This is a genomic window from Ruminococcus sporogenes (assembly GCF_054655175.1).
Genome location: NZ_BAAHOA010000004.1, coordinates 105,497 through 121,668 on the forward strand (window position 1 = coordinate 105,497; position 16,172 = coordinate 121,668).

Annotated in this window: 12 protein-coding genes; 4 read left to right on the forward strand and 8 right to left on the reverse strand. The window is 42.4% G+C overall.

What is annotated here, in order from left to right; translation table 11 throughout:
- Nucleotides 1-51: 51 nt before the first annotated feature.
- The 4 genes from ACYQ0N_RS13450 to ACYQ0N_RS13465 form a co-directional block, all read right to left on the reverse strand.
- Nucleotides 52-360: an MGMT family protein gene (locus ACYQ0N_RS13450; protein WP_460162987.1), complete on the reverse strand. Its 309-nt coding sequence runs from the start codon at nucleotides 358-360 to the stop codon at nucleotides 52-54.
- Nucleotides 361-560: 200 nt separating this feature from the next.
- Nucleotides 561-770: a heavy-metal-associated domain-containing protein gene (locus ACYQ0N_RS13455; RefSeq protein ID WP_177532045.1), complete on the reverse strand. Its 210-nt coding sequence runs from the start codon at nucleotides 768-770 to the stop codon at nucleotides 561-563.
- Nucleotides 771-843: 73 nt separating this feature from the next.
- The gene (gene galE / locus ACYQ0N_RS13460) at nucleotides 844-1,854 is read right to left on the reverse strand and encodes a UDP-glucose 4-epimerase GalE (RefSeq protein WP_460162988.1); all 1,011 of its coding nucleotides are present in this window, start codon (nucleotides 1,852-1,854) and stop codon (nucleotides 844-846) included.
- Nucleotides 1,847-3,196: a galactokinase gene (locus ACYQ0N_RS13465; protein ID WP_460162989.1), complete on the reverse strand. Its 1,350-nt coding sequence runs from the start codon at nucleotides 3,194-3,196 to the stop codon at nucleotides 1,847-1,849. Before ACYQ0N_RS13465 ends, galE begins: the two co-directional genes overlap by 8 nt.
- A 121-nt stretch (nucleotides 3,197-3,317) precedes the next feature.
- Between ACYQ0N_RS13465 and ACYQ0N_RS13470 the strand changes: the two genes are divergently transcribed.
- Entirely contained in the window at nucleotides 3,318-4,061 is a 744-nt protein-coding gene (locus tag ACYQ0N_RS13470) for a tRNA 2-thiocytidine biosynthesis TtcA family protein (RefSeq protein WP_177532048.1), read from the forward strand.
- A 110-nt stretch (nucleotides 4,062-4,171) separates the two neighbouring features.
- On the opposite strand, the gene ACYQ0N_RS13475 is transcribed toward ACYQ0N_RS13470, so the two are convergent.
- From ACYQ0N_RS13475 to ACYQ0N_RS13485, 3 genes are all read right to left on the reverse strand, one after another.
- Nucleotides 4,172-4,882: an NPXTG-anchored protein gene (locus ACYQ0N_RS13475; RefSeq protein WP_460162990.1), complete on the reverse strand. Its 711-nt coding sequence runs from the start codon at nucleotides 4,880-4,882 to the stop codon at nucleotides 4,172-4,174.
- Between the two features lie 54 nt (nucleotides 4,883-4,936).
- Nucleotides 4,937-7,597, reverse strand: a complete 2,661-nt coding sequence (locus ACYQ0N_RS13480) for a hypothetical protein (RefSeq protein WP_460162991.1) — start codon at nucleotides 7,595-7,597, stop codon at nucleotides 4,937-4,939.
- A 109-nt stretch (nucleotides 7,598-7,706) separates the two neighbouring features.
- The gene (locus ACYQ0N_RS13485; RefSeq protein ID WP_460162992.1) at nucleotides 7,707-8,564 is read right to left on the reverse strand and encodes a cohesin domain-containing protein; all 858 of its coding nucleotides are present in this window, start codon (nucleotides 8,562-8,564) and stop codon (nucleotides 7,707-7,709) included.
- A gap of 598 nt (nucleotides 8,565-9,162) precedes the next feature.
- On the opposite strand from ACYQ0N_RS13485, the gene ACYQ0N_RS13490 reads away from it, so the two are divergent.
- The 3 genes from ACYQ0N_RS13490 to ACYQ0N_RS13500 are packed head-to-tail and all read left to right on the forward strand — an operon-like array spanning nucleotide 9,163 to nucleotide 12,563.
- Nucleotides 9,163-10,623, forward strand: coding sequence for a spore germination protein (locus ACYQ0N_RS13490; RefSeq protein ID WP_460162993.1), 1,461 nt, complete (start codon nucleotides 9,163-9,165; stop codon nucleotides 10,621-10,623).
- The gene (locus tag ACYQ0N_RS13495; protein WP_177532655.1) at nucleotides 10,616-11,668 is read left to right on the forward strand and encodes a hypothetical protein; all 1,053 of its coding nucleotides are present in this window, start codon (nucleotides 10,616-10,618) and stop codon (nucleotides 11,666-11,668) included. The genes ACYQ0N_RS13490 and ACYQ0N_RS13495 overlap by 8 nt, the downstream gene beginning before the upstream one ends.
- Nucleotides 11,607-12,563, forward strand: coding sequence for a Ger(x)C family spore germination C-terminal domain-containing protein (locus tag ACYQ0N_RS13500; protein WP_460162994.1), 957 nt, complete (start codon nucleotides 11,607-11,609; stop codon nucleotides 12,561-12,563). Before ACYQ0N_RS13495 ends, ACYQ0N_RS13500 begins: the two co-directional genes overlap by 62 nt.
- Before the next feature lie 81 nt (nucleotides 12,564-12,644).
- Here the strand turns inward: ACYQ0N_RS13500 and ACYQ0N_RS13505 are convergent, their stop codons facing one another.
- On the reverse strand, nucleotides 12,645-16,103 hold the full coding sequence (locus tag ACYQ0N_RS13505) for a pectate lyase family protein (RefSeq protein WP_460162995.1): 3,459 nt from the start codon (nucleotides 16,101-16,103) through the stop codon (nucleotides 12,645-12,647).
- Between the last annotated feature and the right edge of the window lie 69 nt (nucleotides 16,104-16,172).

Here is a 16,172-nt window from a genome sequence, read left to right on the forward strand (position 1 = left end):
TATATGCATTTTCGGCTTTTCCTTAAATTCTTCCAATATTCTTTTAGCGTTTTAACACTCCCACATGCAAAGCTTTAAATCAACATGATTGTCGTTCTTCATTGGTATGCCCTCGCTTCGAAGCAGATCCCCCTGCTCGCTCCATCCTGGAACAAGTCTTCCTGCATGATTAACCACGCGATGGCATGGATACCTGCCGTAATAATCAGCCATACTCAACGCTCTTCCCACAAGCCGCGAGTATTTTTCCCTGCCGATAAGTCTTGCGATCTGACCATATGTAGCTACTTTTCCTAAGGGAATTTCCGCAACCACTGACAGAATTTCATATATAAGGTCCTCTTTTAATATGTTTTTCATACCGTCTGCCTTACCTTTCTTCAATAACAAATTATAGTATCGTATAAGAAGCAAAACAGCCTTAACGCAGCAATTTATCAAAAACCGACGGAGATACATTCTAACAGTATCTCCGCCGCAATTTAAAGCCGTTTAAACGGCTTATAGGTTATACCCGATAATTTCTGCTATTGAAAAGACGATATTATAAAAATAACAGTCTACTCAATAACTGTAATAGTTTCTGCGGTAAATCCCTCTTCTGAAATTATATTCTTTATTTCGACGTCCGAAGCGCTGATCTCAGCTTCCGCATAGCCGTCAGCCAGATTCACTGAAATATTTTTCGCACCGATTTCTTCCAACGCGGACTTTACCGCATTTGCACAATGCTCGCAGCTCATACCGTCAATTTTAATATGCTTCTTCAATTATTTTCAACTCCTTTCGCCGCCGAAAATTCGCTAAGTTTCCGGCGCATATCATTTTGTTGAATTAGATATATTAAAGACCGTCAGGATTATTAAGGGTAAAATTCCAGCTATCCCTGCACATATCGTCAACGGTCATTTTAGCCTCCCAGTTAAAAAGCTTTTTAGCAAGCGATGTATCTGCATATGAAACTGCAATATCACCTGAACGCCTCTGCGTTATCTCAACGGGAATACTTTTACCGCACGCTCTTTCATAAGCGGCTACTACATCGAGTACACTAGAGCCTTTTCCGGTACCGAGATTAACGGGGATAAAGCCGCTGTTCTCTTCAGCGTATTTCAAAGCTGAAATATGACCCTTAGCAAGATCCACTACATGAATGTAATCCCTGACGCCGGTACCGTCCGGAGTGTCATAATCATTGCCGAATACCTTAAGCTTTTCCAACTTTCCCAAAGCTACCTGCGCTATATACGGAACAAGATTATTTGGTATACCGTTCGGGTTTTCTCCGATAAGACCGCTCTTATGCGCGCCGATAGGATTAAAGTACCTTAGGGAAACGACATTCCACGATTTGTCCGATAATGTAATGTCTTTTAAAATCTGTTCTATCATAACCTTGGTATAACCGTAAGGGTTGGTAGCGGAGGTAGGCATATCCTCTGTATACGGCGCTTTATTATTTACTCCGTATACGGTTGCCGACGATGAAAAGACCATTGTTTTGCAGTTATATCTTTTCATAACTCTAAGCAGGTTTATAGTGCCGGAAATATTATTATGATAATACTCCAGCGGTTTTTCAACCGATTCCCCGACAGCCTTCAGACCTGCAAAATGAATCACTGCGGCAATCTCATTCTTTTCAAAGATTTCATCAGTTTTATCAAGATCAAGCATATCGGTTTCATAAAATTTTACCGTCTTTCCGGAAACCTTTTCTATGCGCTCCACGCTTTCTCTTTTGGAATTACTGAGATTATCCATTATTATTATGTCATATCCGTTTTCAAGCAGCTCAACACAGGTATGACTTCCTATAAAGCCTGTACCTCCGGTAACCAAAACTTTACTCATAGCTTCCTCCTATTTCAGCACAGCCGTGCCGTCTTATTTTTAATATATGACATCTGCCGTCTCCCAGCAGCTTTTCACTTTCCCGTTTAAAATATCCTACCATATCATCAGGTACATAGGCCTGAACCGTACCTCCGAATCCTCCGCCGTGCACTCTGAACGCACCCTCTCCGTCAAGTATTCTCCCGCAATGAGCGAGTACGACTGACAACGGCTGATAATTGACGTCAGACGGATCAAAAACATTCTGAAGATACATAAAAGACGATTTTCCAGAATTATCTACCTCTCTTAAAAATTTCTGAAAATCATTTTTATTCAGAAGCTCGGCACACCTTATTGCTCTTTTGTCTTCATTGAAAAAGTGCCATGCTCTTAAAACCGCCCTGTCCCCGCATTTTTTTCTGGCATCTCCTATATAAGCTAAAAATTCGTCCTCATCAAGCCTTGATAACGCAGTTTTGCCGAAAAAATTCGCCACTGACTTCATTTCACGGGTAATCGTTTCATATTCTCTGACATTATCATTATCAGTTCCGCCGCTGTCCAGCATACATATAGTATATCCGGATTTTGAAAAGTCATAATTCACTTTTTTCACAAAAGGAGTATCGCTATCGTAAAAATCTATCCAGATTATCCCGCCGACAGCCGAAGTGAGCTGATCCATAAGTCCGCAGGGCTTTTTATAATAATAATTTTCAGCAAATTGTCCTATTTGAGCTATTTCCTCCGGAGATACCGAATTATCCATAAATAGATAATTCATTATACAGCCTATTAAAACCTCAAACGCCGCAGAAGAGGAAAGTCCGGCGCCGTGTATAATGTTTGACGTGGTATAGCAATCAAAACCGCCGAGCTCTTTTCCCATCAGATAAAGCTTAGCGGCGATCCCTCTGATTAGCGCTATAGATTTATGTATTTCATTAGGATACGGATCTAAATCAGCTATTACAAAGTCTCCAAGCGGCGAGTATTCCCGCGGATCCCCCTTTATTTTAAGTGAAACAGCTATTTCGTCTATAGGAAAGCCGTTTGATTTAACTCTTATAACCCCGTCATTATTGGGAGATACAATACCAATAGTGTCCAAATCAACACTTGCTGAAAGAACGTTGCCCCATTGATGATCCGTATGATTTCCTGAAATTTCCATTCTTCCTGGCGCCGAAAATAAACTGATTTTTCTTTCAGTTCCAAAATAACGCTCAAATAAATTTAACGCGCTGACTATACGCTGCCTTTGATAACTTAACTTTTCACATCCATAAAGATCTGACAATATATTATCATAGCCGCCGGAATCAATTTTTTTCAGCGCTTCATCAACACTTTCCATTTAATCCCCCTTTTTAGTAAATCTTAAGTATAGTATATAATAAAGCGACATTTTTTTCAAGTATAATTGAAAAATACTGCAAAATATTGTATAATATATACTAACTGATAAGGAGGAATTTATGCAAAAAATTTTAGGATATATGAGAAAAGCCATTCAAGAATTTGATCTTATTTCAGACGGCGATTCCATAGCGGTAGGTATATCTGGCGGAAAAGACAGTCTTGTTTTATTAAACGGTCTTGCGTTACTCAGGAGATTTATAGGTATTGATTATAGGCTTGTAGGAATTACGCTTGATCCACAATTTAAAGGTACCCCTGGAGATTTCAGTTCAGTTGCAGGACTTTGCTCCGGCCTTGACATAGAATACCATATTATTCAAACTCATATCGGCGAAATAGTTTTCGATATACGCAAGGAGGAAAATCCATGCAGTCTGTGCGCAAGAATGAGAAGAGGCGCGCTGCATGACGCAGCTAAACAATATGGCTGCAATAAAATTGCCCTTGGACATCACTATAATGACGCAATAGAAACCTTTATAATGAATTTATTTAACGAAGGCAGAATCGGTTGCTTTTCTCCGAAAAGCTACCTTTCACGTAAAGACATAACATTAATCCGTCCGCTTGTTTTTGCTCCGGAAAAAGAAATATGCAAGGCAGCCTTAAAGAATGAATTAAATGTTGTAAAATCAAAATGCCCTGCCGACGGGCATACAAACCGTGAGAAAACAAAGAATTTTATCCGGCAAATGGATAAGGAGAACAGCGGCTTTTCAGACAGAATATTCGGAGCTATGCGAAGAAGCAATATTGACGGCTGGGGAGGAGTCGGCTTTTCAGAATCCGGTAATGACTGATCAAATACTTTAAACCATCGTTTAGTTACGATGGTTTTTTTGTTGGGAAATAAAAAAAGTCCCCTTGAAACAAGGGGACAATTTTATGAAAAATTAACGACTAACTTAAATTAGTGTTTTTTCTTAAGAACAACTGCTGTTGCACCAGCTGTTACAAGACCAGCTACTGCTACTGCTACGCCAGCTGAACCTGTCTTAGGTGAACCTGTCTTCTTAGGAGCTACTGTTGTAGCAGGTGCTGCTGTTGTTACTGCAGGAGCCTCTGTAGGTTCTTCTGTTGGCTCTTCTGTCGGCTCTTCTGTAGGTTCTTCTGTCGGCTCTGCTTCAATTGTGATAGAACCAGCCTCAGCTACTGGAGATTCAACATATGCACCGCCGTTATCAAGGCTTGTGATAGTGATACCGATGTCATATACTGTACCAGCTTCTGCATCTGCAGGAATACCAAATGTAATTGATGAGAAATCTGTCTTAAGGCCATTTGGAGCTACATATGTAGCTGAAACTGAACCAGCAACAGATTCATCTGTAACCAGTGCGCCTGTAAGAGTTTCAACAAGTGTAAGTTCCTCAGGATATGTTACTGTAAGAACAGCGCCCTGAGAGTCAATATCGCCGATAAGTGAAAGACCTACTGTAGCTTCTGTTGTACCGTAAGGAACTGTTACATCAGCAACCTTAACGCCTTCACCTGCCGCACTTGCAGACATCATTGATGCTGCGCCAAGTACTGTCATAGAAGCCAATACTGCAATTGCTCTTGAAAATACATTCTTCTTCATTTTTAATATTTTCCTTTCTTTTCTATATTTGTTAAGCATAAGCCGGAATTCCGGCTTATGCGAAAACAAAACTTAATTAATGATTACTGATTATCAGGTTTTAATCCAGTTCTGATAATCGTTACTAACCTTAGTCCAATCTCCGTTTACCGTAGGAAGAATAAGCTTAGCAACATTGATTGCATCATACAGATCTACAACGCCGTCCTCATTGTTATCGCCGAGGAATTCCTGGAATGAACCCTTAGGAATATCAATAGGCTTTGTTGGGAGAATAAACGTAGCAACTGTGATTGCATCGTAAAGGTCAGCCAATTCGCCGCCGCTCATATTAGCGTCGCCACGAGGTCCGATCTTAACAGGGATTGATGCAGTCTTGGTTGTACCGTTATATTCAACAGTAAATTCAACTGTATAATCAAAGTTCTCACCGTCGTAAACATCGGCAGGCGTATCAGCAAATTTAATTACTGCGTCTTCAGTTACGTCTTCATCACCAAGCATAACAACGATACCATTCTTAAAGAATTCGACGTTATCATTATGATACCACTGATCGCTGTCTTTGTCAACATCGTAATTTGTGACAATTTCTATGTCATTTTCTCCCGTACCCGTTGTTACAGTTGTAGAAGTATCTGGAGCTTCAGTTATAATAACTGTTTCGGTTACTATTACCGTTTCTGTTACAATTACCGTTTCAACTACCGGAACTGTTACCGTCACTGGCACCGTTACAATAACTGTCTGAGACGGAACTACTACCGTTTCTGTCACAACTACAGTTTCAACTACTGGAACAGTCACCGTTACCGGAACTGTCACAATAACTGTCTCGGACGGAACTATTACTGTTTCAGTCACAACTACAGTTTCAACTACTGGAACAGTTACCGTTACTGGCACTGTCACAGGAACTGTTACTGGTACTGTTACAGGAACCGTCACAGGTACTGTTACAATAATCGTCTTTACAGTATCATCGCCTGTTTCAGGAGCCTTTGTTGATGTTGTAGTTACAGTTGTTTCAGGAGCCTTTGTTGATGTTGTAGTTACAGTTGTTTCAGGAGCTTCTGTTGTTGTAACAGGCTCTGTTGTTTCAGGCTCTGTTTCGCCCTTGATTGTGATAGAACCTTTTTCTACTATAGGTGTGAGATATGTGTAGCCTTCGCCGCCGCCTGTAACAAGTACTACCGGCTTCGGAGCGCCGTTTGAACCGTGAATATCTATCTCATAAACTTCGCCCGGCTTTGCGTCTTCCGATACCTTAAAGGTCATCTTTGCAATCGGGAGAGTCGGATCGTTCGGGATTTTCTCTTCTGCTGAAGATACTACGTACAACGCTTCCTCTAGAGTAATTGTCGCGCTCTTATCAAGACCCCAGTCCTGAACCATCTTTGTTACTTCAAGCATTGTTCTGTCAAACATTGCTCTTGCTTCAAGTCCTCTGATTTCAAAGCCGTTTGTATCAATGTACATGTTAACTACTACTTCTTCTCCAGGAGCAGCCTCTACCTTGTCTGCCCAGAGATTAGCGTCGCCAACATATTCACGACTGTCACTTGCCGTTGTTGCTTCAGAAGGCTCTGTTGTTTCAGGCTCTGTTTCGCCCTTGATTGTAATAGATCCTTTTTCTACTATAGGTGTGAGATATGTGTAGCCTTCGCCGCCGCCTGTAACAAGTACTACCGGCTTCGGAGCGCCGTTTGAACCGTGAATATCTATCTCATAAACTTCGCCCGGCTTTGCGTCTTCCGATACCTTAAAGGTCATCTTTGCAATCGGGAGAGTCGGATCGTTCGGGATTTTCTCTTCTGCTGAAGATACTACGTACAACGCTTCCTCTAGAGTAATTGTCGCGCTCTTATCAAGACCCCAATCCTGAACCATCTTTGTTACTTCAAGCATTGTTCTGTCAAACATTGCTCTTGCTTCAAGTCCTCTGATTTCTTTTCCCTGCGTATCTATATACATATTAACTACTACTTCTTCACCCGGAGCAGCTTCTACCTTATCTGCCCAGAGATTAGCGTCGCCAACATATACACGATTATCTTCACTTTCCGTCGTTGCTTCAGAAGGCTCTGTCGTTCCCTCGGTTGAAGGAGAGGAGCTTCCGAGAGTAATTGTAGCCGGAATCTTAGTTACAGAAGCTGAATAATCAACGTTTACAAGTCCGTAATTAGGATCATCCTTATCTAAGCCGGCTGCCGTAGAGTTACCCGACAATAACTCAAACTGATTGTCAAAATCAATCGTATATTCGCCTTCAGCCATTGAGCTGTCAAAAGTAACGTCGAATGTAACAACTGACGCGTCGTTGTCATTCTTTACAAACCATTTATCAGGACCATTCTGAATAAAGAAATTTGTTCCCGATATACCGGAAGCGTCAAAGTCTCTGCTGAACTTTCCTCCAGTACCATTTACGTTTGTAAGACCGTTCACTTCTGTAAACTTTAAATTAGATAAAGTAATTCCGCTGTCGCTTGCAGCAAATCCTGATTTAAGATATGTAACTAACTCATCGTCACCAAAATTATCTACTAACATAGCAACAGTCGTTTTAGCGTTTCCGGCCTTAACCTCATCCATAGTGAAAGATGATTTTTCAGGCACTAAGCTGAACTGGCTTACTGACTCTTTGACTACTAACCTATCAAAGGCTGACGCTGTAAACGGCAACGCGCTTGCAATCATGGTACCAACCATAGCCACAGATGTCAGAGCCGAAAGAATTCTACTCTTCTTCATCACTATTTTTCCTTTCTGTCTGCTTTCTCCCGCAGACCGCTGTTTTTTTATTTACGGATCCCCCGTTATTTTAAACCGTTAGGCTTAAAAACTTATTTATATTTGCAAATTACTGAGCTGCTCCGAGATTATCCTCTGTAACAACCATTGCCACAAAATTCATAAGCACCAGACTGTCCTGAGCGTCAATCTTCATATCTCTCAGACAATCGGCGTTAGCCTTGCCTTCGGCAGTAAGCGCATTGCTTTCATTATCCAATATGTACATATTAAGCGCTACTACGTCGGCGATATTTACATAGCCGTCCACATTAACATCGCCGTATTTGGTTCCTACCGGAATATCCTCCGTAGAGCCCTCCTCTGTTGAAGACTGAACATCTCCTGTAACTTCCACATAGCCGTCGGTAAATACCGGATCATATACTGTTATCGCTTCATCCGACGACATATAACCGAATATAATGCTTGCATTAGTTGCAGAATCTCCCGGCTTTACAGCTCTGTCAATAGGAACTATCTTGAAGTCCGCCTTGTCGCCGGCGGCCGCGGTTTCCTTAACAGTACCTGTAATACTTAGAAATGTACCGGAGCCCGTAAGATAATAATCAGGATTTACTGTACCCAATGCATACATTATGCTGATAATATCAGTGTCGATATTGCATTCAAAAGGCGACGGCAGATCTGTTTCCACACCCGACACGTCTTTTGCCAATGCGCCAAGCTCTACACTTTCAACAGTAACCAATGATGAATCATATGAAATTCCAAAATCACATCCGTTGAGTCCGGTATCGGGGATATTGGACATATCTAACGTTAATGTAAAGCTTCCGCCTGCTTCAGCGGTTGTATTGCTGATACCGACGCCGAAGCCGTCTTCAGCCGATACAATTGCAGAAACCGAAACAGACGCCAACGTTGCGGCTGCCAAAAGTCCCGCAATTACTTTTTTGGTCCTCATTTGCGTTTTCCTCCTTTTCTGATTAAGCATAATATTTTATCTATAACAAGGGAATTCTTTCGCTGTACATTCCCTTCATTATATTCGACCATGTGAGCAATTAAACGTTTATAATCTATTCACATTACAATTATAAGTTAAATGCACATTAAAGTCAATAGGTATTCAAGCTTTTTGTATGGTTTTATAAAATAAATCACCTGGAATTGTTGAATATAATGAATAAATCTTCATTTTATCGCGCTTTAAACATTATATACAATAATTCTTCACAATCCGCCCCGAAAATACCATAATTATTCCAAGCTGATACCAACTCTATTATAGACGATACTTAATCAAAAGTCAAGAGAAAACTTAAACAAATACAAATTAACTTTTGTCTAATTATACACTAAAAGACTTTTTGTGTAAAGCTTTTTATTATACATTAAATAACTTTTGTTTAGTTTTTATAAATGAGGTGTTTGAATTATTTTATTTTTTTTGCAATTTTATATTTAAATTATTTTATCGATGTGAATTTTATGCACATTTTCTGCCAATCATAGTAATATAAACAGCCGTAATCTTCCGTCGCGGCAGAATGGAGATAGTTATGAAAGCAACAGAATTGAGGTATCAAAGCATATTGCCGGATTTGTCCTCTCACCTGAAAAAAATCAAGGAAATTTCCGGCGGAAGCTCAGACCTGCTTATAAATGAAATAGAAATCTGCGGAATAAGGACCGCCCTCATATGCTGCGAGGGCATGGTTTCCACCTCGACAATGACAGAGCTGATATTGCACCCGCTTATGAACCTAAAGCTTGATAATCCGAGTCCTGCGGCGCTGTTTAATAAAATAGAAAACCGAATGCTGCTGTCTGTCGACCGTCCCGTAGCATATAACTACGAAGATTTTTTCCGTCTTTTAAATTCCGGATTTGCAATGCTTGCCGCAGACGGACAGGACAGCGTTCTCGCCTTCGGAGTCCAGGGCTACGACAAAAGAGGCGTGGACGAGCCGTCCGGCGAAAACAATATAACCGGATCTCACGATGGCTTTGTAGAGGTTATACGCTCGAACATGTCCCTTATAAGGCGGCGAATGAAATCGCCGGTTCTTGTTCAGAAGCTGTTTGTAATGGGAGATAAAAGCCAGACTGATATGTGCATCTGCTACATGTCCGACAGAGTTCCGAAAAAGCTTATAGAAAAAATAATGACGTCAATTGAAAAAACGGATCTTGAATCGATTTTGTCCACAGGCTATATACAGCCGTTTATAGAGCCGGACAAAAAACGGTTTTTCAATTCTGTCGGCAGAACTGAACGACCTGACGTTTTATGCTCAAAGCTTATAGAGGGACGAGTTGCAATATTGGTGGACGGCAATCCGTTTGCTCTTATTATTCCTAAATTATGGAGCGACGATTTTCAGACTGTTGACGACTACAACTTCAAGCCTTATTACGCCACATTCACAAGATGGCTGAAATATGCGGCTTTTCTTATTGCCATACTGCTTCCGGCTCTTTATGTGGCGATAGCCATGCACCACCCTGAGCTTTTAAACAGCACTCTCCTGCTGATTCTTGCCGAATCTGAACAAAACGCTCCGTTTTCTATAATAACGGAAACGGTAGGCGTACTAATAATATACGAAATAATCAAAGAAGCCGGTCTGCGGCTTCCTAAGGCAGTAGGAGGAGCGGTAAGTATCGTAGGAGGTCTGATTATAGGCGATGCGGCGGTGACCTCCGGTCTTATAAGTACTCCGCTTCTGACGGTAGCGGCGCTTTCCGTTATAAGCGGCTTTGTAATACCCGATCTTGCGCCGGCAATTACAATCCTTCGTATAGTATTTATAATCTGCGGAGGAATATGGGGGATTTTCGGAATCAGTCTGTTCGGATCCGCGGTATTGTTCAATATGTGCGCCACAGGGGATTTCGGATTCCCGTACACTGCGCCGATATCGCCCTTCAAGCCTAAAACAATGGGAGATATTGCTGTAAGACAAGGCTTCCGGAAAATGCAGAACAACAACTTCACAGTGGAGGAGCTTCATGAATAATATATCAAACAGCCAGCTTTTCGCTCTGATGTTCGGAGTAAAAACATTTAGCCTGATATGCTCAGGAGTAACGGCCGACGCCTCTCAGATGGCGGGAGCGGCCATCTCGATAATAGCGCAGTTTCTGTTGGCGATACCGATGATGACTCTTTACAGAAGAGAGGGATTCAGCCTGAAAAAAGAAATGCTCTTCGGAAAATTCGGCAAATGCCTTTATGCTCTTTTCTTTATCGTATGGGGAGCCGTTTCCTTCAACAGACTGTGGGGCGTAAGCAAAAGCGTTTATTTTCCGGTAGACAGCAGCCTCGCCTGCGCCGTTATACTTGCCGCCGTATGTCTTTACTGCGCGTCAATGAAGCTATCTTCTCTTTCCAAGTCGTCTGTAATAATATTCGGAATTTTGGTCTTTTCAATGGCGGTATTAATATTCGGAGCATATCCTAAGGCCGAGCTTGCCAATTACATTCCGGACACAGAACTGAAAACGGTCATGAACAGCACAATAAATAATTTTTGTTCCTCAGGAGAGCTTGTGATGCTGTTTATACTGCTTGAGTTCACTAAATCCAATAGTCACAGAGGCGTTACGGCATTTTTTATAGGCGCGTTTATTGTAACCGAGCTTATATACATTATAGAAATAACAGTTCTCGGCAGAATAATAGACCTTACGGATTTTCCGTTTTTTACAGCGGGCGCGTTTTCTCAGCCGTTCAGTATTCAGAGGTCGGACTCCCTTTATATGATAGTGTTTACGCTTCTGTGCGTTTTGAACGTCACGCTTCAGCTTGTTCTCTCGTCGATACTAATTAAAGAAATATTCCCGGAGCTTAAATACAATACGCTGTTATCTGTGATCCTGATGCTCGGATTATCGGCTCTGCTCAATTCAACGGGAGTCGATATTTTTCCGGCGCTGGGAATACTGATTATAATACTGTCGATTATTATTCCGGTAATTATGCTCATAAGGAGGGTTTGCAATGAAAAAAGAACTGCTGACGGCGGCGGCTCTGACTCTGCTCCTTTGCGGGTGCAGTCATAAAACAGAAGTAAGAGATAAAGGATTTGTAAGAAGCATAGGCTGCGACGGAAAGGAAAATAAAACCGTTTCAGTCCGGCTTTACGGTGAAAAAGACGTACTTTCCGGAAACGGCGAGACAATATTTACAGCTATTGAAAACGCTGAAACCAGCCAGGGAAAAACGCTGTTTACAGGTCATCTGGAGCTTCTGGCTCTGAGTCCCGGAAATATAAGGGAGATGCTGACCGTTATGATGCAGAACAACCGAATTTCACCATCCTGCTCCCTGCTTATGATACCGGAAAATGCTTCAGGCGCCATTGAAAGCTATGAGGAAACCGAGCTTACCGACCTAATTGAAAGCGGATGCCGAAAGGGTAAAATAAAAAACAAAAACATAAGCGGCGTTTTAAACGATCTTTTAGAAGACGACGCTATGGCCGCCGTTCCTGCGCTAAGCTACAACAAGCTAACAATGGCCGTTATTGATTCGGATTCTATTGTGGGAATACTGTCCGAGGAGGAATCGCAGGGCCTGTGCTGGCTAACCGGTTCCTTGAGGGACATTTATCTGCCCGTAGAAGTAGGCGGAAGGACTATAAGCTTTCAAATAAGAAAAAGCAGTCCCAAGCTAAAGGCTGAGTTTGACGGAAAGAATATAAAAATAACCACCGAAATAAAAATCAGCGGCGGAAGCGTTGAAGAAGGGATAAGCCACGAGGAAGCCTCAGAGGCAGCCGCCGCAAAAATTTCCGGTCTGTGCTCAAAGACCATATCCAAAACCGTTACGGGAATGAAAGCCGACGTCTTAGGAATACAAAAATGCATATCTTCAGAAAACATAAATATAAATGGCGAATGGAAGGAGCTTATACCCAGACTACAGTTTTATTACAGTATAAAAATAGCCTCATAAAAAACTAAAAATGCACGAGAAATTAAATTTCCTCGTGCATTTTATTCGGTTTATTACTGTGTATAGACTAAACCGGTCGTATTATTCAAGCGTCTGTCCGAGCTTATCGGCTGAAATAACCATTGCCACATAATTCATAAGAGTCAGACTATCGGAGGCATCAATTTTGTTATCTCTTGCACAATCTGCATTAGCTTTCCCCTCCGACGAAATCGCGTTGACTTCGTTATTAAGAATATACATATTTAAAGCGACAACATCGGCTATATTTACACTTCCGTCAGTATTAACATCTCCGTATTTTGTGCCGTCGGGAATTACCTCCGTAGTAACCTCAGTCGTACTATCTGGGACGTCTTCAGTAGTAACTGCCGTCGTTGTAGACGAGGTTGTAACGGGGATCGGTTCTGTTGTAACAGGAGGATCTATAGGATCAATGGGAAGCTCTATGCTTTGGAAGTCGATTCCTATATCCTTGTATTCACTGGAATCCTTCGTTTCAAGGAAACCGCCTGTATTCAAGATTCCGTCCGCATTTCTCCATTCCTTATGAAAATCAAACCAGCCTGCGCCGGATCCCTCGGAAGCGCTCACATACGGCGCAACCTCAAGACTGATAAAGTCGTCGTCCGTTATTGTAACTATATTTCCGATCTTATCTCCGTTATTTATAGTCTGCTTGTCAGTAACGTTATAATATTTGCCGCCGTTATAATAAGCGGAATTTTCCATAGTTCCGACAAACTTATCGTTTGCTATTTTTGCCGAGCTGATTCCCGGAGCCAGCGCCGCGTTAAAATTATCGGCGTTTACATATGTGAGAACGGCTGAAAAATCACATCCGTCGTCAGTGCAGCGGTAACAGGAGAAGTTGGGCTTTCCGTTTCCGCCTATGCCGTTATTATAAGCCGTGCATTTTGAAATGCTGCCGAGCTTAGGATTGTTATTGTCTGTAAATCCGCAGTTAAGATTTTCAAAGGCAAGGCAGTTTTCAACAATATGAGCCGATCCTATACCGCCGCCTCCAAGCTTAAAGCCGTTGCCGTCGCAGTCTCCGAAGCCTTCGCCGAATTCCGTATAACCATTTCTAAAGGCTATGCAGTTTCTTATCGTTACAACGCCTATAGGCCCCGTTTCAGACTTAGCATACAAATCCCAGCCGTCGTCGCTGTTGTTGTATGACATACAGCCGTCAAATACGTTCCCTTCTCCACATGTAAGCTTTGCGGCAAATCCGTCCGCATTTTCCATTGTTTCGTTATCACAGTTGTTTTTAGCAGTGCAATTTAAAATTAAATTATCAGAAGGCCATGAACCGATATCCGCATTGCTTGTTTTATAGCGTGAAAGCTGCAATCCCGTATCCTGATTATCGTTAAATTCCATCAGTTCAATAAGGTTATCGTTTCCGGCAAGAAGCATTCCGTTATCTCCGGCCTTGGTTATTTCAAAGCCCTTGAAATACCAGTAATCGCCGTCAAGAACAACTCCCCGATTTGAATCGCTCACCTCCATGGCCGAGAAATCCCACACAACCTCATCGCCCGGATAAGCCATAATCGTTTTGTATTTTCCGTCAGCTCCGTTATTTGTATCTTCAATCAATATAGTGCTGTCAAAGCTATAAACTCCGCCGAGCAGATAAATTACGCCTCCCGGCTGAACCATTTTTATTGCGCTCAACACGTCGATCGGATCTTCCTTGGTTCCCTTTCCTGAAGACGACGCGTCCGGTGAACAGTAAACCGCGTCCGCTGAAATATCAGGCTGCGTTATTTTTGTCGTAACGGTCGTCGAAGGCTTCGACGTATCGGAGGATACAGTCGTAACCGGAGCTTCCGTCGTTTCTTCAGAAGGCTCTGTAGGCTCAACTTCTCCTCCGTCCTCGAATCCGCTTCCTATTGCAATCACAGACGGCTCATACGCCTTAAGCTTGGCCATAAGCTCCGTATTTACCGCATAGCTTGAATCATCGTCCGCAGTAAAGGTAAAATCAAAGTCTCCTCCGCCAAGTCTGCCCGCTTCGGCCGTTACAACAGCGGGAACATCTTCGGCGGAATCCGCAGTATAGCTATACATAGCGCTTCCCGTGTCAAAATTGTTATATGTATTGGATCCCTGCTTGGAGGTTACAGAGGACGAAAGCTTTTCATTCCTTGAGGAGGCTACGTAAGCGTCAAACTCGACCGAATCCTCCTGATATGAAACAAATCTTTTCTGTCCCTCCATGTAATTTCCGTAAGCCTTTATAGTTCCTCCGTCTTCGCTTGAAAACGTTCCTTCAGCCCCGTCTGCAACATCTGAGCCCTGCATGGAGGTCAGCATCGGATATTTACAGTTTCTGAAATAATTGCTCTCGGCAAAAACGGACGAGCCCAGCGTAGAGCCTATTCCGTATTTTGAATTGCCGTCATAGTAATTGTTATAGACATGAGCTGAATAGAATCTTACTCTTGGATGCCTCGAATCCGAATGATCATACCAATTATGATGGTATGTTATATAAAGACCGTCCGTCGTATCCTCGCTAAGTCCCAGCAGGTTGCACTTTCCGCTGTCCCAGAAATGGTTATAAGAAAATGTGATATACGTGGATTTCTTGCAGTCAAGCGCACCGTCGCCTTTGGCCTGATCAGCATCGCTGCCGGCCATACCGTAGAACAGATCGCAGTTATGCACCCAAACGTGGTCGTTCCCCTGCTGCAAAGTAATATTGTCGCCCTCGCTGCTGTCAACCAGCATAACGCCGATATTTCTTATCTCAAGGTTTGACATATTCTTTACTCTCAGACCAAAGCCTGAAATAACCGCGTCGTCGCCGATTCCCTCTACAGTTATTCCGCATTTCAGCTTTCCGCCGCCGTCAATGGTTATATCTCCCTTATCAGTTACCGCAGGATCGGTTACAGTTCCTATTACCCTTATATCAAGCGGTCTTGTTTCATAACCCTTTTTATAAAGGTTAAGTATATTCTGTATTCCCGTACCGTTTGTGGTAGAGCCGCTGCTGCTTGTTACCACATCCATTGTTACCGTATCCTTTGTTTCTTCGGTAAGATAAAGAACAACGGCATTATCCTTGAGGGTTCCGTCTTCATTATATGCTCCGGAGGAGGTGCCGTCCGTCCATGCAAAACCGGTTCTGTCATAGCTTCCTACTGTTATAGGCGCCGATTCAATAGAGCCTGATGAATTTTCCTCTCCTCCCGAGGTAGGAACAACCTTCAAAACATATTTGCCGGCCTTGAGTCCAACTGCGTCCGCTCTGAAATAGCCGCCATACTGCCTTATAAGCATGGAATCAAGCTGAACATAGCTTCCGCCTTCGGGCTTGCAATATACATTATAGCCGTCGGCTCCGCTGACGGGCGTCCATGTGATATAAGCGGATTCCTTGAGAACAACCGACTGCGCCGGTACCGAAACTTCCGCTGAAACGATACCGGTTCTGAGATAAGAGTAATTTCCCATACCGGACATTACTCCGCCGGCAGCAATTGCGGCAGCCAGCATACAGGTAACAATCTTTTTTAACTTCATAATAATATACCCCTCAAAAAATATTCGGACTTCAATACTATTATTATACTTCCGCACAAACTATATTTC